Here is a 19,403-nt window from a genome sequence, read left to right on the forward strand (position 1 = left end):
TATAATAATGAAAAGAGTAGTCACTTTTGGGGAAATAATGCTTCGACTTTCGCCTCCGGGGTTTTTAAGATTCTCCCAAGCGGATTGTTTTGATGTTGTATACGGGGGAGGCGAGTCCAACGTAGCGGTCTCCCTGGCCAATTATGGCGTCCCTGTCGATTTTGTCACACGCTTGCCCAAGAATGATATCGGGGATTGTGCCCTTATGGAGATGCGAAAGCGGGGGGTAGGAACTGACAAGATAATTTATGGGGGCGAGCGATTGGGAATCTATTTTTTGGAAACCGGAGCGGTCAGTCGCGGTAGTAAGGTAATCTACGATAGATCCCATTCCGCCATTTCAGAAATTGAACCCGGTATGATCGACTGGGATTCCGTTTTTGACGGTGTGGGCTGGTTTCATTGGACAGGGATAACACCCGCCATATCACAGGGTGCTGCCGATGTTTGCCTAGAGGCTGTAAAAGCGGCAGACAGAAAGGGAATTACAATTTCTACGGATTTAAACTATAGGGCCAAATTATGGCAATTTGACGGCGACCGTGAAAAAATAATGACGGAACTGACTTCCTATTGCGACATCATTTTGGGCAATGAGGAAGATGCCGAAAAACATTTTGGAATACATCCTGAAGGTCTGGATGTCCATAAGCACGGACAGGACGTAAAGGCCGAAGCTTTTCTATCTGTCTGTAAACAGATGATGGAAAAGTTTCCCAAGGCAAAAAAAGTAATCACTACCCTTAGGGGTTCCATATCGGCCTCCCACAATACATGGGCCGGTGTACTTTGGGATGGCAAAACCATGTACGAGACCAGACAATATCAGATCACGGATATCGTGGATAGAGTCGGTGGTGGCGATTCCTTTATGGGCGGACTCATTTATGGATTGATGAAATATGAGGGCGATGACCAGACCGCCTTGGATTTTGCCGTGGCGGCTTCCTGTTTGAAACACACTATTAAGGGCGATGCCAACTTGGTCACGGTAGATGAGGTAGAAAAGTTGATGGGCGGAGACGCTTCGGGTAGGGTTGCGAGATAAGTCTACCTTTCCCCGGGTTGTAGAGGGAAAAATAGCTTTATCATGAAAATTAAGAATTAAAATTTTAAAGAATGGAATCCTCACCGTTGGAAGGGTTTATATAGGAAGGGCTTATGGCAACATTTTCAAGAATAAAGGTCGCTTTGACCATGAAAGAAACGGGCATGGTTCCGTTATTTTACCACCCAGATATCGAATTGGGTAAAGAGGTCTTAATGGCCTGTTATGATGGTGGGGCGAGATTGATGGAATTTACCGCTCGAGGGGACTTTGCATTTGAGGTTTTCCAAGAACTTAGCAAATTCGCCATAAAGGAACTTCCTGGAATGATCATGGGGGTTGGCTCCATTACGGATGCGGCGGCGGCCTCGCTGTTCATGCAGATGGGGGCCAATTTTATAGTAACCCCATCACTAAGGGAGGATATCGCGATCGTTTGTAACAGACGAAAAGTGCTTTGGTCCCCGGGTTGTGGTTCCCTGACGGAAATCAACCGTGCTGAGGAACTCGGGTGCGAGATTATTAAACTGTTTCCAGGTTCCACCTATGGACCTGGATTTGTAAAGGCTATCAAAGGGCCACAACCATGGACCAGTGTTATGCCCACGGGCGGCGTAAGTACGGACGAAGCCAACCTAAAAGGCTGGTTTGATGCCGGGGTGACCTGTGTGGGAATGGGCTCCCAGCTAATCAGTAATGAGGTTTTGAAGAATAGGGATTTTGTTGGTTTGAGCAAAAGCGTAAGGGATACCTTGGCCCTGATAAAATCCCTTAGAAAATAGGCGTATGAGGTTTCATCGGATATATTTTGGATTGGTCACGGCACTAGTAGTGCTTAGCTGTTCCGATGAAAATGCCGTAAAGACCTTACGTTTGGGCCATGGTCTAGATGTTAGCCATTCGGTTCACAAAGCCATGGTGTCCATGGCTGAGGATTTGGCAGAGCGTTCAGGTGGTAGGCTAAAACTAGAAATCTATCCAAGTCAGCAATTGGGTACTGAAAGGGAATGCCTGGAACTGTTGCAGATAGGAAGTTTGGATATGACCAAGGTATCAGTAGGTGTGCTTGAGAACTTTGCTCCCAAAATGAAAGTGTTAGGTTTGCCTTTTCTTTTTAGGGACAGACAGCATTCGTTTGATGTTTTGGATGGGCCTATAGGGGAAATGTTGTTGAAAGATGGGGAAAAATATTGGCTAAAAGGTTTGGGGTACTATGATGCTGGGAGTCGTAGTTTTTATACGATGAACAAGCCTATTTTAAAGCCTTCAGATCTGGAGGGAGAAAAAATTCGGGTGATGGAAAGTGCCACGGCCGTAAACATGGTCAAGGCTTTGGGCGGGTCTCCCACTCCTATCTCATGGGGAGAGCTTTATACCTCGCTGCAACAAGGGGTGGTGGACGGTGCCGAAAACAATCCTCCAAGTTTTTATCTTTCAAGACATTATGAAGTATGTAAATACTATAGTTTGGACGAGCATACCGTATTACCCGATGTACTCTTGATCGGAACATATGCCTGGGAAAAACTCACTGAACAGGAGCGGGAGTGGTTGAATGAATCGGTTGAAAAATCCATAAAATATCAACGGAAACTTTGGGCGGAAGCGGAGACCGAAGCACTTCGGGAAGTTGAAAAAGCGGGCGTTGAAATAATCAGGCCGGACAAGACCCCTTTCGTCGAAAAGGTATCCGAGATTTTTGAAAGCTATAAGGATGATGATGAAATGTACCCACTAATTAAGCAGATCCAGGAAACCAATTAGCACATGAGAGCGACAATAGATAGGATTTTGGGCAAGACGCTGGTATTTATTATGTCCGTGATGGTCATCAACGTATTATGGCAGGTGTTTACCCGGTTCGTAACCGGTAATCCCAGTTCCTTTACGGATGAGTTGGCGCGGTACTTAATGATATGGATCGGGGTTTTGGGAGCGGCCTATGTGTCTGGGCGAAATCTTCACGTGGCCATTGATATTCTGCCTGCCCGTTCAACCAAGCGAAGACAGAAAGTACTCAAGGCCATAGTGTATTCGTTGATTATATTGTTTGTACTGTTTGCATTTGTTATAGGTGGCTCTAGGCTGGTCTATATCTCGTATGTCCTTGGCCAACAATCCCCCGCCCTCCAATTGCCCTTAGCGGTAGTTTATATGATCATCCCCATTAGCGGTCTTTTAATAATGTACTACAAGATTTCGGATTTAAAAAAGCTATTGTAATGATGGAGCATGTCCCTATTCTGGTCTTGGTCATCAGCTTTATTTGTTTATTGTCCATTGGTACGCCAGTGGCATGGAGCATTGCCATATCCTCCCTGCTGACCATGTTGGTCAGTATCCCTGTAATGCCTGCTTTGACTACGGTATCCCAACGCATGGCCACAGGTCTTGACAGTTTTGCATTATTGGCCATTCCCTTTTTTATATTGTCCGGTGAGCTCATGAATAAGGGGGGTATCGCCCATAGATTGATTGCGTTTGCCAAAACCCTGGTTGGTTCCCTCCCAGGGGGGCTCGCCTTGATAAATGTGATTGCCGCCATGCTCATGGGTGCCATCGCAGGATCGGCCATGGCATCCGCCTCCGCCATGGGCAGTATTTTAGGTCCGGAAATGGAAAAGGAGGGCTATTCCAAGGAATTTGGAGCCGCTGTGAACATTACCTCCTCTACTACAGGTTTGGTCATACCCCCAAGCAATGTGTTGATCGTATATTCCTTGGCCAGTGGAGGCGCCTCTATCGCCGCCCTATTCCTGGCAGGCTATATTCCAGGGATATTGACAGGTCTTTTTCTCATGATTGTCGCCTTGGTATGGGCCAAGAAGAAGAAGTATAAGGTTGGAAGGAGAAGTAGTTTTAAACAGGTTGTGAAAACCTTTATTGAAGCCTTGCCAAGTCTCTTTATGTTGGTCGTGGTCATTGGAGGAATTGTGACAGGTGTCTTTACGGCAACGGAAGCATCTGCAATTGCGGTGTTGTACAGTCTGATTCTTGGTTTTATTTACAAGGAAATAAGTTTTTCATCACTACCACAAATACTATTGAATTCATCCGCCACTACGGCCATTGTCATGCTGCTCATTGGTGCGTCCATGTGCATGTCCTGGGCCTTGTCCTATGAAAATATACCCCAGGATATTAGTTCGGGTCTGTTAAGTTTAAGCAATAACAAAATCGTCATCTTGTTAATCATCAACTTAATACTACTTTTTGTAGGGATATTCATGGATATGACGCCCGCCGTATTAATTTTTACGCCTATATTTTTACCGATTGTCACGAAATTGGGCTTGGACCCCGTACATTTTGGAATCATCATGGTATTGAATCTCTGCATTGGGCTTTGTACACCTCCTGTGGGTTCTGTTTTGTTTGTGGGTGTCGGTGTGGCCAAAACCACCATTGAAAAGGTTTTTAAGCCACTGCTGCCATTATTTGTAGCTATGATTATCGCCTTGTTCCTTGTAACTTACATTCCCGAATTGAGTTTGTGGTTGCCAAGCTTGTTCGATTTATAATCCAGTATGGAAAACCTTAATAGAGAATCATCTTCAAATTCCGGACCCTTGCCCATAAAAGTGGTACAATTTGGGGAGGGTAATTTTTTACGGGCCTTTGTGGATTATGCCATTAAAATATTGAACGATACCGTAGGTTTCAATGCAGGGGTGGCCGTGGTACAGCCCATTGAAAACGGAATGGTTTCTGTGTTGAACGAACAGGATGGGTTGTACACCTTATTCACCAAAGGTATTAAGAAAGGTAAGGAGGTTCAGGAGAAGATGCTTATAGATACCATTGTAAAGGGTGTCAATCCCTATGATAATTTTGAAGAATTTCTGGAATTGGCTCGAGGGAAGGACCTCGAGTTTGTGATATCCAATACCACCGAAGCTGGGATTCGTTATGATGGGAACGACCTATTTGATATGACCCCACCCAGTTCGTTTCCTGGAAAACTGACCTGCTTACTGTATGAGCGATTTCAATATTTTGAAGGAAATACGGACTTTGGGGTGACCATCATTCCCTGTGAACTGATTAATTACAATGCCAATTCCTTGAAAACAGTTATTCTGCAATATATTGATCTTTGGAAGCTTTCGGGGCTATTTAAAAACTGGGTCTTGAATGCCTGCACATTTCACAATACCTTGGTGGACAGGATTGTACCGGGCTATCCAAAGGACGATATTGAGGAGTATAATCGACAATTGGAATATCATGACCGTCTCATAGTCACTGCCGAAACATTTTTTCTATGGGTCATTGAAGGGGATGATAATCTGAAGAAAAGACTTCCATTTCATAAGACGCCTTTGGATGTTCGTATCGTGGAGGATATGCAGCCTTTTAGGACAAGAAAGGTGCGAATATTGAACGGTGCCCATACCGCTATGGTCCCCATGGCATTGCTATATGGCAACGAAACCGTAAAGGAAACAGTGGACGACGTGTTTACAGGGGAATTTATTCGGTCCCTAATTCTTGAGGAAGTAGTCCCAACCTTGGCCATGGACAAGCAGGAATTGGAAGTTTTTGCCGAAGAAGTTTTTGATCGCTTTAGAAATCCGTTTATTAAGCATCAATTGTCCAGTATCGCTTTAAACTCCATTTCAAAATTTAAGGTTAGGGTGCTGCCCAGTCTTTTGGAATATGTTGAAATGAAAGGAAAATTGCCGTTGAGAACGGTATTTGCCTTTGCCTGTTTGGTCAGATTTTATCAAGGGCATTGGCAAGGAAAAGAAATGCCTTTGAATGATGATGAAGCTATCATCAATACGTTTAAAAATCGTTGGCAGCTTCCCTTAGAAAAAATGGTAAATGAACTACTGGGAAATACCACGTTCTGGGATAACGATTTAAATCAGGTGGACGGACTCCCTTTGGCCATGGAAGGTGCCTTGCGGTTTTTGGAGACCCATGGTGTGGAAAAAGGATATCAAGAATTTGAGGAAGGTTACAAGTAAGAACTATGCAACAACGGTTGATCAAAGTACACGAGGATGATAATGTTGGGATAGCCCTGACAAATCTTTCCGAAGGTGAAATTGTCCCTTTTCAAAATGACAATTTGCAAATTCAGAATCTTACAAATGCAAAGCATAAAATTGCACTGGAAGAATTATCAAAAGACGCTAAAATAACCATGTACGGGGTTTTGGTAGGCAAGACAACCAAGCCCATCAAAAAAGGCGGGCTCTTAACCACGGAGAACGTAAAGCATCAAAGCGAAAGCGTACAAGGACGAACGGAAAAGTATCGTTGGAACCCTCCAGATATTTCCAAATGGAAGGATAGGACATTTTTGGGCTACCACAGACCAGATGGGCAAGTTGGCACGCAGAATGTATGGCTGTTCTTTCCGTTGGTCTTTTGTGAAAACAGAAATATTCAGATTTTAAAGGATGCTTTTGAAAAGGAACTGGGCCTTGGCAAAATAAGCAGGCAACGGCAATTTCTACGGCAACTCATACAGGGCAAGCGCCCCAATGTTGACGAGGATGCCGTGCTGGGCGAGAGGACTTTTGAAAATGTCGAAGTTAAGTTTATCACACACCAAGGAGGTTGTGGAGGAACGCGCCAAGATTCGGAAATGTTGGCCAGGTTATTGGCGGGTTACATTAAAAATCCCAATGTAGCGGGAGCTACGGTCCTAAGTTTGGGATGTCAAAATTTACAGATAGGCCTCCTGAAAGATGCCTTGAAATCGTTGGATAATGACCTTCAAAAACCTGTATTGATCTACGAACAGCAACAAATGGGGACCGTTGAGGAGATGCTTAACACAATTATCCTGGAATCTTTTGAAGGAATCAAGGAGGCGAATACAATCGAAAGGAAACCGGCACCGCTTTCCAAAATAAATATGGGATTGGAATGTGGCGGTTCCGATGGTTTTTCGGGAATTTCCGCCAATCCTGCCCTGGGATATGCTTCGGATATTTTGGCCGCACTGGGAGGTTCTCCCATGCTCTCCGAATTTCCTGAATTATGTGGTGTGGAACAGGAGTTGGTAAACCGATGTGTTAGGGATGTGGATGCCGAAAGATTCATTGATTTGATGAAGGCCTATGAACAATCGGCAGAACGGGTAGGTTCTGGTTTTGATATGAACCCATCTCCGGGCAATATTAAGGACGGTTTGATTACCGATGCGATGAAATCTGCTGGAGCGGCCAAAAAAGGAGGTACTTCACCCATACAGGCGGTTTTGGATTATGGGCAATATGTGACCAGAGCCGGTCTCAATCTACTTTGCACCCCAGGAAACGATGTGGAAAGTACTACGGGTATGGTAGGATCTGGCGCCAATATAGTCGTCTTCACGACCGGTTTGGGAACGCCCACGGGAAACCCAATCGCTCCCGTAATCAAAGTGTCCTCCAATACCGAAATGGCCAAAAAAATGCCCGATATCATCGATATCGATACAGGACCGATAATCAGGGGAGAGACTTCCATCCAACAAATGGGCGAGGAAATTCTGGAATATGTCATAAAAGTGGCAAGCGGTGAAATCACGGCAAAGGCGGATATCTTAGGACAAGATGATTTTATCCCATGGAAACGGGGAGTATCCTTATAAAAACCTAAAATCATGCCGGAATGCTGAGGTCAGCTCTAACAGTTTCCCTAATTTTAGGGGTAAATTAATGAATACAAGGAAAAAGAATAACAAATGAGTAAAGAAACAACCTATTATCAGGCAATAAACCCGGCAACAGGAGAAAAGCTAGAAGGTGAATTCAAAAATTCCACTTGGGAAGATGTAGACCAAGCCGCTCAAAATGCAGCCAAGGCCTTTCAGGTTTACAGAAGGCTTGATAACGAGACCAAAGCTAAATTTTTGGAAACAATTGCCGATGAAATTCTTGCATTGGGTGATGCCCTGCTTGAGCGTTGTAATCTAGAAACTGCTTTGCCATTGGGACGGCTTACCGGAGAACGGGGAAGAACCATGAATCAATTAAAATTGTTTGCCAGTGTAGTTAGGGAAGGTTCTTGGGTAGATGCCCGCATTGATTTGGCACAACCTAATAGGGAGCCCCTGCCCAAATCGGATATACGACATATGTTGATTCCATTGGGTCCGGTTGCGGTCTTTGGGGCAAGTAATTTTCCATTGGCATTCTCAACAGCTGGTGGTGATACGGCTTCGGCCTTGGCAGCGGGATGTCCTGTGGTATACAAAGGGCATCCGGCGCATCCAGGAACCACTGAAATGATTGCAGGTGCCATTCAAAAGGCCGTCGAAAAAATAGGGTTACCAGAGGGTGTGTTCTCCTTGGTTCAGGGAACCTCGATCGAAGTCGGTGAAAATCTGGTGAAGCATTCAGCAATAAAAGCTGTTGGTTTTACGGGATCTTACAATGGGGGTATGGCTATATTCAATTATGCGAACTCAAGGCCCATTCCAATTCCCGTTTTTTCTGAAATGGGAAGTACAAACCCCATGTTCATTTTACCGGGGGCACTTAAGGAGCGTGCCTCGCAATTGGCCCAAGGCTATTCCAATTCACTTAATATGGGCGTTGGCCAATTTTGCACCAATCCCGGTCTTAGTTTTTATCCAAAAGGGGACAAGTCCAATGAATTTCTTGAGGTGTTATCAAATCAAATAAAGGCTACCGAGCCGGCAACCATGCTTACGGCTGGAATCCAATCGGCCTATAATAAAGGGTTGGAAGAACTCTCCGGAACAAAGGACTTGGAAGTTCTGGGCGAAGGAAAATCCGCAGGTGGGGGTATCGGGGTTTGTTCAAAGGTTTTCAAAACTACGATAGACACCTATTTGAAAAATAGTAAACTCTCTGAAGAAAATTTTGGTCCTTCTTCCATATTGGTTGAAGCATCAGCTAAGGAGGATCTTTTGAACGCTGCAAGAAATCTTGAAGGCCATTTAACGGCCACCGTGCACGCTACCGAGGCCGATTTGGAGGAATATGCAGAACTATTTGAAATTTTGGAGCAGAAAGTTGGGCGTGTATTGGTGAATGGTTATCCCACCGGGGTGGAGGTATGTCATTCCATGGTTCATGGAGGCCCGTTCCCCGCTACAACGGCACCAAGTTCAACGTCTGTGGGGACCAATGCCATAAAGCGATTTGTTCGGCCGGTCTGTTATCAGGATTATCCGCAAAGTTTACTTCCACCGGAACTTAAAAACGACAATCCCTTGGGCGTTTGGCGTTTGGTAGATGGCGAGTTTTCCCAAAAATCGGTGTAGTTCTTTCTTTAAATTATTTGGTGCCCCTTTGATTTAAGTTTTAAAGGGGTACTTTTTTTTAGTTTTTTATATTCCTTCGGGTTTACACATATCTTTTTCCGCTTGCAATTAAATAGGTGCCGTTGCTTCATTTTAACACGAAGCGGTTTCAGGTCAATTTTTAGTCACTTCACACTAAAACATCCCTTGAGGCACTACTTCTATCCTACATTTGCCCTGTAAATAATTCGTAAACAGATAGATAATTAAAAAATAGATATAATGAAAAAAGTTAGTGTTTTACTAGGGATAGGAATTTTGGGGGGTTTATTGATTTCGGCAAAAGGCGATTGCAACCTTAAAAATTTGGAGCACAATCCGCATACGACAAAATATAATCCATTTGCCGAAGGATTGAAAATTTCCATAGAGTTAGCCAACCTGAATGCCAGCGAAATCGTCGTGTTGGAGATCGAGGAAGAAGTGGATTTGGGTTTTGACACATTAGAATACCTGCCTCTTGGTTTTAATGCCTACGACGGAATGGAATTAGCTGTTGAGAATATTGTGGTTCTTGAAGAAGATGAAGAAGTGGATTTGGGCTTTGATGTAGCCCTTTACCTCCCAAAAGATTTCAATGCATATAAGTAACAGGTGGTTGATTGTTGTTAGTTAGCACCTTTAAATAGGCCTTCATTAACTTGGAGGCCTATTCTCCATACAAGGTCCAACCAACCAAAATTAATGTACTTTTGAAGCCTAAGAATCCATGCGACCAACCACTATGATAAAACCAATAAAGGCCGGACAGATAATCAAGGTTTCCTTGCTTTTGGCCATTCTTATTTCGCTTCCCAGGTCGATTTATCTATACAATATGTTTTCCGGTGGAAGTATTGACCTTTCCGGTGAGTTGGTAATGGATTTTCTGTATCGTTATATCTTCTTTGCTTTATTCTCTTATTTGATTCTACAAGTAAATACCAATTTGGTATATCAAAAGATAAAGGCAAGGCATACCGTACAATTGGTCATAGTAGTGGTGATTGATTTTCTTATTTTACTGTTGTTATTGACATTATACCATTTTATGTATTATCATGTGATGGGCGTTGATATAGATAAACGTGATTGGGGGTTTGTGAAATTCAATTACGTAGTACTTACCGTAGTCCTTTTTTTTATAGCTAGGGTATTGCGCTTGCAGACAGATCAGCAGGAAAGTAAATTGGAGAACGAACGGTTAAAACAGCAAAACCTTCAAAACGAACTTGCCGCATTAAAGAATCAGATAGACCCACATTTTCTGTTCAATTCCTTAAACTCGCTAACTTCTTTGATAAGGGACAATAAACCGGCAACACAATTTGTGAACAAACTTTCATATATGTACCGATATATCCTCCAAAGCGGAGACTCCAATTTGGTGACGGTTAAGGAGGAGTTGAAGTATTTGGAAAGTTATGCATATCTCATTGAAACGAGGTATAGAGATCGTTTCCAGTTGAATATAAAGATTGACGAGTCTTTTTTGGATAAAAAACTACCGCCTATGGCCTTACAATTGCTGGTTGAAAATGCCGTAAAGCACAATGAGATATCCGCTTCCCACCCACTTAAAGTGGACATTTTACAAAGGAACGGGTCTATTTTTGTAGAGAACATTATCAGGCCAAGGACCAATTTGGCGGATGGAACAAAGAACGGTTTGATAAATTTGAAAAAACGCTATGCTCTGCTATTAAAACAGGACTTAAGTATTCGGCAGGACGACGATATTTTCAGTGTGGAGTTACCTTTGGCATGAGAAGCATGTAGTTACATTGAGTTTTATTGCAAGCTATATACCTTCTAAGAAGGGAATGTTTAAAAAGCAAAATAATAACCAAATTTTAAACGTGTGCAAGTAATCATCGTAGAGGACGAATTGGCGGCCAGTGAAAACTTGGCCTATTTACTTAAATCCATTGATGAAACCATTGAAGTGGAACAAGTTCTGGAATCCGTGACCGATGCGGTAGAATATTTTTCCGTACCCTACAAGGCATCCCTCATTTTTATGGACATCCATCTGGCGGACGGACTTTCCTTTGAAATTTTCGAAAAAGTTAAGGTTAGTACTCCCATCATTTTTACCACGGCCTACGACCAATATGCTCTAAAAGCTTTTAAGGTGAACAGTATCGACTATCTCTTAAAGCCCATAGACGAGGTTGAACTTATAGAAGCCATAAGAAAGTTTAAAAGTAGGACACCGGACAAGGGTATAGACAAGCAACAAATAGACAGTCTACTAAATTTGATCGGTGGTCGAGGGCAAAATTACCGGGAGACCTTTTTGGTAAGTCACCGGGATCAGCTAATTCCCTTAAAAACGGATAGTATCGCTTATTTTAGAATCGATACGGGCATCGTTAAAGGAGTTACGGTAGATAATCAATCGTATGTAATGGATACCAAGTTGGAAGAAATCGAGGAAGGCTTGGACCCTGCAAAATTCTACCGTGTCAATAGACAGTTCATTGTAAAAAAAGATGCCTTGGAAAGCATCAAATACTACTTCAACGGAAAACTCATTATAACCCTATCTCCCGCCTGTGATGAAAAAGTGGTGGTTAGCAAGGCCAAGGCCACGGCCTTTAAAAACTGGGTGAATACGTAATTAAAAGAGTATTTTACAGGTTGCTGTAAGCAGTCGTTTTTCCTTATTTCTTATCGTATCTTTGGGAAAGTACCATTGATATAATCCCGTAATGTCAAAAAAACAGGCAACGCCTCTTTTTAACGATTTTCCCCCGGTTTCCGCCAAAGCCTGGAAACAGAAAATTCAGTATGACCTAAAGGGAGCCGATTACAATACGGAGTTGCTATGGACTTCCCGGGAAGGAATCCATGTAAAACCTTTTTATCACAGGGAGGATCTTGAAGAAACCTTACCTGCCACGGGTACAATCACCTCATGGAAAATAGGGCAATCCATGTACGCGGGCAACGCGAAATCAGCGAACAAAAGGGCATTAAAAGGATTGGAAAATGGGGTCGAGGTGCTAGATTTTACCATTCCCGATATTGAAGTAAAGCCTGAAGCGCTATTAAGGGGTATCGATTTGGAAAAAATTCCGGTGTCGTTCCAATTTCAATTTCTATCAGGGTCCTATATAACCTCCCTGCTCAAATCCGTAGGCAAAGGAACATCCAATCTGCAATTGAACATCGATATCATCGGGAATTTGGCCCGTACCGGAAATTGGTTCCACAACCTGAACAAAGACCATGAAGAACTGGAAGTGCTGCTACAAACCGGGACGGATACCATTTTGAGTATCGACACCACCTTGTATGAAAATGCCGGGGCGGATATGGTGCAGCAATTGGGATACGGACTCGCCCACGCCCATGAATATGTACAGCATTTGTATGACAAAGGCCTATTAAATAAACTGGGAAGGGTCACATTTAAGGTGTCCGTTGGGGGCAATTATTTTTTTGAGATAGCGAAGCTTAGGGCCTTGCGGCTACTCTGGAAAACGTTGATGGAAGATTACGGTCTCACGGCGGACTGCCATATCGTTGCGGAACCTTCCAAGAGGAACAAAACGTTGTATGACTACAATATGAATATGGTCAGGACTTCGGCCGAAAGCATGAGCGCAATCTTAGGCGGGGCGGAGGTAGTTTTCCCTCACCCGTACGATAAAATATACCATAAGGACAATGGGTTTTCAAGCCGAATTGCCCTAAACCAGTTATTGATTCTCAAGGAGGAAGCCTATTTCAATAGTGTACATAATCCTGCCGATGGTGCCTATTACATCGCATCCTTGACCGCCCAATTGGCGGAAAAGGCCTTGGAACTTTTTAAATCGGTCGAACGCGAGGGCGGTTTCCTAAGGCAATTAAAAAATGGCACCGTCCAACAAAAGATTAAGGAAGCTGCCAACAAGCAACAGACAGAATTTGATACCAAGAGGGAAGTGCTTGTAGGCACGAATAAATTTATAACCGGTTCCGATAGGATGAAAGCCGATTTGGAGCTGTACCCTTTTGTGAAAACCCGGTCCAGAAAAACCTTGACAGTACCCATAATAGAATCACGCTTGGCCGAAGCCATGGAACAAAAAAGGCTGAACGATGAGTAGAAGGAACGTACAACATATCAAACTTAAAACCGGGAATGCCACGAATGATTCCACCAATAGTTCCCAAAAGGAATTCGTGACTGCAGAAGGAATTGCTTTAAAAAAAGCGTATTCGAAAGAAGATTTGAGTGATTTGGACCATCTGGGTTTTGCAGCGGGTTTACCACCTTTTTTACGAGGTCCGTATCCTACCATGTACGTCCAGAAACCTTGGACCATAAGGCAGTATGCCGGGTTTTCTACGGCCGAGGAAAGTAACGCCTTTTACAGAAGAAATCTGGAGGCAGGACAAAAGGGTCTGTCGGTCGCCTTTGACCTTCCCACCCATCGGGGCTATGATAGCGACCATGAACGCGTTGTGGGCGATGTTGGCAAGGCTGGGGTTGCTATCGATTCCGTGGAGGATATGAAGATTTTGTTCGATGGCATTCCGCTGGATAAAATGTCGGTTTCTATGACTATGAACGGGGCGGTAATCCCAATCATGGCCTTTTACATTGTTGCCGCTGAGGAACAGGGCGTATCCAAAGAGCAATTATCGGGAACCATCCAAAACGATATTCTTAAGGAATTCATGGTGAGGAATACCTATATCTATCCCCCCGGGCCTTCTATGCGTTTGGTCGCCGATATTTTTGAATACACAAGTAAGTTTATGCCCAAGTTCAATAGCATCAGTATTTCCGGGTACCACATGCACGAGGCCGGTGCTCCGGCCCAAATGGAATTGGCCTATACCTTGGCCGATGGCTTGGAATATATACGAACAGGTCTTGCGGCTGGACTCAAAATCGATGATTTCGCACCAAGGCTTTCCTTTTTCTGGGGGATTGGTATGAACCATTTTATGGAAATCGCCAAGTTACGTGCGGGTCGCATGTTATGGGCCAAATTGGTAAAGAAGTTCGGTCCGAAAAATGAAAAATCATTGATGCTGCGTACCCATTGTCAAACCAGTGGTTGGAGCTTAACGGAACAGGGCCCTTTTAATAATGTAGCCAGGACGACTATCGAGGCCATGGCGGCGGTCTTTGGTGGGACACAAAGTTTACATACCAATGCCTTGGACGAGGCCATTGCCTTACCCACCGATTTTTCGGCACGGATTGCACGTGAGACCCAATTATTTCTTCAGGAGGAAACTAAAATTACCAAAACGGTGGATCCGTGGGCCGGCAGCTATTATCTGGAAACCCTAACCCATGAATTGGCACAGAGGGCCTGGGACCTCATAACAGAGGTGGAGGAATTAGGTGGAATGACAAAGGCCATAGAGGCAGGAATCCCCAAAATGCGCATTGAGGAGGCAGCGGCCAAAAAACAGGCCCGATTGGACAGTGGAACCGATGTACTTGTAGGGGTTAACAAATACCAATTGAAACAAGAAGATGTCCTGAGTATTTTGGAGGTGGACAATGAGAAGGTTCGGGAGCAACAGCTATCCCGACTCGCAACTATAAAGAAAAATCGGGATGAAACAGCAGTAATGCGACTTTTAGATCAACTTACAAAAGGGGCAAAGGATTCACTTGAAGAAAACAAACAGCGTGATAATTTATTAGCTTTAGCAGTCGAAGCAGCTAGGGCCAGGGCGACTTTGGGCGAAATCAGCACGTCGCTTGAAAGGGCCTATGGTAGGCATACGGCAAAAACCAATACGATTACAGGCGTGTATTCCAAGGAGATCAAACAGGACGAAAGTTTTAAGAGGGCGATTCAGTTGGCCAACGAATTGGCTGAAAAGGAAGGCCGAAGGCCACGAATCATGGTCGCCAAAATAGGACAGGATGGACACGATCGTGGGGCCAAGGTAGTGGCCACCGCCTATGCCGATTTGGGATTTGACGTGGATATAGGACCCTTGTTCCAAACACCGGGAGAGGTCGCCAAGCAGGCCGTTGAGAACGATGTACATATTTTGGGGATTTCCTCATTAACGGCCGGGCATAAAACCTTGGTCCCAGCCGTTATCGAAGAACTTAAAGCCTATGGCAGGGCCGATATTCTTGTGATTGTTGGGGGTGTAATTCCCAAACAGGACTATACATTCCTAAAGGAAAAAGGTGTTACCGCCATTTATGGCCCGGGAACAAAGATAAGTGATGCCGCCATAGAGATATTAGAGATACTATTGCAATAGAATCCGTTCAGGGGCAATAAAAAAAGGGACCTTGTACGGGATCCCTTTTTTATGGTATTGTTTCTATATTAAGCCGTGGCTACTTCACCAGATGATTTTTTGTTTTTCATCCAAAAATATAGGATAATGAACATCACAACGGCCAAGGCGGGGAAAATGGTTATGGTGCGCATCGTTTCCTGTCCTGCTACCAATTCCAGTTCATCACCAGTAAGTCCAGTAGCGGCTACTTTCTCCAAATCGGAGTCTATCCACCTTCCGGTCAAGGGTTGAAAGATTGTTTGGGAAAACATTCCCACGGCTCCTATAATGGACATACCCAAAGCGCCACTTTTTGGGATTTTATCGGCTACAAAACCTATCATGTTAGGCCAGAAATAGGCAACACCCAAGGCAAAAAAGATAGCAGCTACATAAGCCATGGCTCCAGTTTGGGTACTAAATAGATATACACCTATCGTAGCTAAAACAGCAGACCCTAGCAATACCCCGGTTTGGTCGAATTTTTTGACCATATCACCACCAAAATATCGGGCAACGGCCATAATACCCGTAACCAAGGCTAGAATCAACATAGGCTGGGCACCACTTTTTGCCAGTATGATACTGGACCACTGTTGTGGAATGAATTCTGAGGCGGCGGTTAGTGCCATACAGGCGATCATGAAAATAAAAAGCGGAGAAATCATTGCTTTTAGGTTACCACTCAAGGTAGCACCTTCCTCCACCTTGGCTTTTGGCCAAGTTTGTCCTAAGAATAGATATCCGTAAATAAGTGTTGGGATAACAATAACCCAAATTTGGGATTCCCAACTCAATCCGGCATCCGTCATAAATTTTGAAATCAAACTACCTATTACAATGCCCCCGGGAAACCACATGTGGAACCTGTTCATCATGGTGCTCATTCTTGTACCCTGATAGGCATCTGCAATCATTGGATTACAAGCGGCCTCGGTACAACCATTGCCAAGTCCAATAAGCAGGGTAGAAATCAATAGACCTGTGTAACTACCGGAATAGATGGTTAGGATAATTCCTAAAGCGTGGGCAAAAAAGGCAAAATTCATAATGGCCTTTCCTCCAACCTTATGGTAAATCAATCCTCCAATTACCATAGATATTGGAAATCCTAAAAACCACATGGAGTTAATAAATCCTAATTGTTCTGCGGAAAGGCTCAGTTCCTCTCCCAATTGCGGTAAAATACCAGCCCTGATACTAAAGGAAAAGGCTGTTGTAATCAAAGCGAAACAACTTGCATAGAACAATCTGTTCGCATTTACGTTTGAAGTTGCTGTTGAACTCATATTAGTTGGTTTTGTTAATTTGTTTTTTGGTTAGCATGCTAAGCTAAGAAAAATGCGATAATTTCCCCTATTTTTTAAGAAAATCATAGTTTAAGTGTTTGCTTATACACGATAATGAGGTTTTGGAAATGTTTGCATGATTTTTAAGTAGTTGTAAAACAGACCGTTTTCCTATTTGTAAACTACCCTGTTTAAGACTACCTTGGAGGAAAAATGATACAGTAACATCATGATACTTAGAAAGACATTACCACTTATTGCATTATGCATTGTTTTAAGTTGCAAGAATGAACCGCCCAAAGAGGCCCTAGAAAAGGTGACCATGGATGAGGGTTACGACCCTGAAGCAAATCTGTCGGCTTTGCGAATCGAACTAAGGCCAATAGGTTCACCCGTGGCGAACTATGTACACGCCGTACGAACGGGCAACTTACTTTTTTTAGCTGGAAAAGGCCCTAGACAAGCCAATGGTGAGAACGTGGTTGGAAAATTAGGCTTGGATTTAACCGTGGAAGAAGGATATAATGCGGCCAGGGAGGCGGGCATCAACCAGTTATCCGTCCTAAAGGAGGAGTTGGGCGATCTGCGCAAGGTGAAACGCATTGTGAACGTAAAGGGCATGGTGAATGCCATCCCGGAGTTCGCAGAACAATCCAAGGTCATCAATGGATATTCAGATCTGATGGTCGCGGTTTTCGGTGAAAAGGGAAAGCACTCACGGGCCGCCGTGGGTATGGGATCCTTGCCTGGAAACATGGCCGTAGAGGTAGAAATGGTCGTTGAGGTTTATGAATAAAGAATTTTAATGAATGCCATTAGACCCATGGAAATAGCAACGGTACATCCACATAAAAGCGAATTGGGGGAAGGTCCCTTTTGGGATGCCCATAAAAAGGCCATTTGTTGGGTGGATATTTTGAATGGGCATCTTCATGAATATGTGGTACATGCGGATGCGTACAGGCGATATGAGATCGGTAAAATGATAGGGTGCGCCGCAGTTTGTAAGGACCAAAATTTTATTTTGGCCTCTACGGGAGGCATCGGGTTTTTGAATAGGGATTCCGGATTGATAACCTATGTGGACCACCCTGAAAAAGATATACAAGGAAATAGGTTCAACGATGGTGCCTGTGACCCCGCCGGAAGATTTTGGGTCGGCAGTATGGCCCTTTCAGAGGAAACGGGAGCCGGTTCGGTCTATATGTTCGAGAACGGGATTAGTAGTAAAAAGATTGAAAACACCACTATCTCAAATGGTATGGCTTGGAATGCGGATCATACCCTTTTTTATTTTATAGATACGCCTACGGGGAGTGTCGTAGCGTATGATTTTGAGGTTAAAACGGGCATGATATCTAATAAAAGGGTGGTTATTTCAATAGATGAAAAAGAGGGGTTTCCAGACGGGATGACCATCGATTCCGAGGGTATGCTCTGGATTGCCCACTGGGGCGGATGGCAAGTGACCCGTTGGAACCCGCAAAATGGTGAATTGTTAACCCGAATCAAACTACCCGTGGCGAAAATCACCTCGTGTACCTTTGGAGGTGAGGACTTAAAAGATTTGTATGTGACCTCCGCAAAAGTGGATCTGACCGAGGAAGAATTGAAAAAGCAACCTTTGGCGGGTTCCTTATTTGTAATTCGAAACAATGGGTACCAAGGTGTGCCCGGATTTTTATATAAGAACTAAATTATTCATAATGAAACTAATACGATTTGGAAAACAAGGAGTTGAGAAACCGGGAGTGCTGGATGAAAAAGGTATCAGAAGGGACCTTTCCAATGAGTTTACGGATTGGAACAGAGCCTTTTTTCAGTGTGGGGGACTCCAAAAATTGGGAACTTTGGATATATCCAAGTTTACGGAAGTGGATTCCAAGGAACGTTTGGGATCCTGTGTTTCGCGTCCTGGGAAGGTGATTTGCATCGGTCTAAATTATTCGGATCATGCGGCCGAATCAGGTATGGCCATTCCCGAAGAGCCCATCATCTTTCAAAAAGGAGCGAACACCGTAGTAGGCCCCAACGATGATATCCTAATACCACGAAACAGCCAAAAAACGGATTGGGAAGTGGAACTGGGCATCGTGATCGGGAAAGATGCTAGATATCTAAGTTCCATGGAAGCGGCCAAGGAATACATCGCGGGGTATTGTATTTCCCATGATATATCTGAGAGAGCCTTTCAACTGGAAAAGGGAGGGCAGTGGACCAAGGGCAAGTCCTGTGACAACTTTAATCCCTTGGGTCCTTTTTTGGCCACCCCAGATGAAATAGACGATGTACATAACCTACGAATGCAGCTTTGGGTAAATGGGGTTAAAATGCAGGATGGAAATACCAAGACGATGATTTTTGATTGCTATTATGTGGTGCATTATCTGTCCCAATTTATGACGTTGGAAGCTGGTGATGTCATCTCTACGGGAACGCCACCTGGCGTAGGTTTGGGTATGAAACCTCCCATATACTTAAAGGCCGGGGATGAGGTAGCCCTGGAAATCGAAGGTTTGGGCCGGCAAGAACAAAAATGTAGTAATGCCTAAAT

At 43.9% G+C, this 19,403-nt stretch carries 17 protein-coding genes; 16 read left to right on the forward strand and 1 reads right to left on the reverse strand.

Annotated features, from left to right (window positions below):
* Positions 1–7 precede the first annotated feature (7 nt).
* The 13 genes from ACZ41C_RS08475 (at position 8) to scpA (ending at position 15,539) form a co-directional block, all read left to right on the forward strand.
* Entirely contained in the window at positions 8–1,048 is a 1,041-nt protein-coding gene (locus ACZ41C_RS08475) for a PfkB family carbohydrate kinase (RefSeq protein WP_464565564.1), read from the forward strand.
* A 113-nt stretch (positions 1,049–1,161) separates the two neighbouring features.
* Entirely contained in the window at positions 1,162–1,830 is a 669-nt protein-coding gene (locus ACZ41C_RS08480; protein WP_464565566.1) for a bifunctional 4-hydroxy-2-oxoglutarate aldolase/2-dehydro-3-deoxy-phosphogluconate aldolase, read from the forward strand.
* 4 nt (positions 1,831–1,834) lie between these two features.
* Complete coding sequence (locus ACZ41C_RS08485; RefSeq protein ID WP_464565568.1) at positions 1,835–2,812, forward strand: TRAP transporter substrate-binding protein; 978 nt, start codon at positions 1,835–1,837, stop codon at positions 2,810–2,812.
* 3 nt (positions 2,813–2,815) lie between these two features.
* Positions 2,816–3,271, forward strand: a complete 456-nt coding sequence (locus tag ACZ41C_RS08490) for a TRAP transporter small permease (protein WP_464565570.1) — start codon at positions 2,816–2,818, stop codon at positions 3,269–3,271.
* Between the two features lie 2 nt (positions 3,272–3,273).
* Positions 3,274–4,569, forward strand: a complete 1,296-nt coding sequence (locus tag ACZ41C_RS08495; RefSeq protein ID WP_464565735.1) for a TRAP transporter large permease — start codon at positions 3,274–3,276, stop codon at positions 4,567–4,569.
* Between the two features lie 6 nt (positions 4,570–4,575).
* Positions 4,576–6,021: a tagaturonate reductase gene (locus ACZ41C_RS08500; protein ID WP_464565572.1), complete on the forward strand. Its 1,446-nt coding sequence runs from the start codon at positions 4,576–4,578 to the stop codon at positions 6,019–6,021.
* Positions 6,022–6,026: 5 nt separating this feature from the next.
* Positions 6,027–7,640, forward strand: a complete 1,614-nt coding sequence (locus ACZ41C_RS08505; RefSeq protein ID WP_464565574.1) for a UxaA family hydrolase — start codon at positions 6,027–6,029, stop codon at positions 7,638–7,640.
* Between the two features lie 93 nt (positions 7,641–7,733).
* A complete protein-coding gene (locus ACZ41C_RS08510; RefSeq protein WP_464565576.1) occupies positions 7,734–9,281 on the forward strand; it encodes an aldehyde dehydrogenase (NADP(+)) in 1,548 nt (515 codons plus the stop codon).
* A gap of 261 nt (positions 9,282–9,542) precedes the next feature.
* Complete coding sequence (locus ACZ41C_RS08515; RefSeq protein WP_464565578.1) at positions 9,543–9,911, forward strand: hypothetical protein; 369 nt, start codon at positions 9,543–9,545, stop codon at positions 9,909–9,911.
* A 133-nt stretch (positions 9,912–10,044) separates the two neighbouring features.
* Positions 10,045–11,067, forward strand: a complete 1,023-nt coding sequence (locus tag ACZ41C_RS08520; RefSeq protein ID WP_464565580.1) for a sensor histidine kinase — start codon at positions 10,045–10,047, stop codon at positions 11,065–11,067.
* Between the two features lie 93 nt (positions 11,068–11,160).
* Complete coding sequence (locus ACZ41C_RS08525; protein ID WP_464565582.1) at positions 11,161–11,922, forward strand: LytR/AlgR family response regulator transcription factor; 762 nt, start codon at positions 11,161–11,163, stop codon at positions 11,920–11,922.
* Between the two features lie 91 nt (positions 11,923–12,013).
* Positions 12,014–13,399: a methylmalonyl-CoA mutase subunit beta gene (locus ACZ41C_RS08530; RefSeq protein WP_464565584.1), complete on the forward strand. Its 1,386-nt coding sequence runs from the start codon at positions 12,014–12,016 to the stop codon at positions 13,397–13,399.
* Positions 13,392–15,539, forward strand: coding sequence for a methylmalonyl-CoA mutase (gene scpA, locus ACZ41C_RS08535; RefSeq protein WP_464565585.1), 2,148 nt, complete (start codon positions 13,392–13,394; stop codon positions 15,537–15,539). The genes ACZ41C_RS08530 and scpA overlap by 8 nt, the downstream gene beginning before the upstream one ends.
* 68 nt (positions 15,540–15,607) lie before the next feature.
* Here the strand turns inward: scpA and ACZ41C_RS08540 are convergent, their stop codons facing one another.
* Positions 15,608–16,849 (reverse strand): MFS transporter, encoded by a 1,242-nt coding sequence (locus tag ACZ41C_RS08540; RefSeq protein ID WP_138256368.1) that lies wholly within the window; start codon positions 16,847–16,849, stop codon positions 15,608–15,610.
* A gap of 229 nt (positions 16,850–17,078) precedes the next feature.
* Here ACZ41C_RS08540 and ACZ41C_RS08545 point away from each other — a divergent pair, with 229 nt between their 5' ends.
* The 3 genes from ACZ41C_RS08545 to ACZ41C_RS08555 are packed head-to-tail and all read left to right on the forward strand — an operon-like array spanning position 17,079 to position 19,401.
* Positions 17,079–17,645, forward strand: a complete 567-nt coding sequence (locus ACZ41C_RS08545; protein ID WP_138256367.1) for a RidA family protein — start codon at positions 17,079–17,081, stop codon at positions 17,643–17,645.
* 9 nt (positions 17,646–17,654) lie between these two features.
* Positions 17,655–18,545, forward strand: a complete 891-nt coding sequence (locus ACZ41C_RS08550; RefSeq protein ID WP_464565588.1) for an SMP-30/gluconolactonase/LRE family protein — start codon at positions 17,655–17,657, stop codon at positions 18,543–18,545.
* Positions 18,546–18,555: 10 nt separating this feature from the next.
* Positions 18,556–19,401, forward strand: a complete 846-nt coding sequence (locus tag ACZ41C_RS08555; RefSeq protein ID WP_464565590.1) for a fumarylacetoacetate hydrolase family protein — start codon at positions 18,556–18,558, stop codon at positions 19,399–19,401.
* The last annotated feature ends 2 nt before the right edge of the window (positions 19,402–19,403 follow it).

This window comes from Maribacter sp. C-4077 (assembly GCF_055378385.1).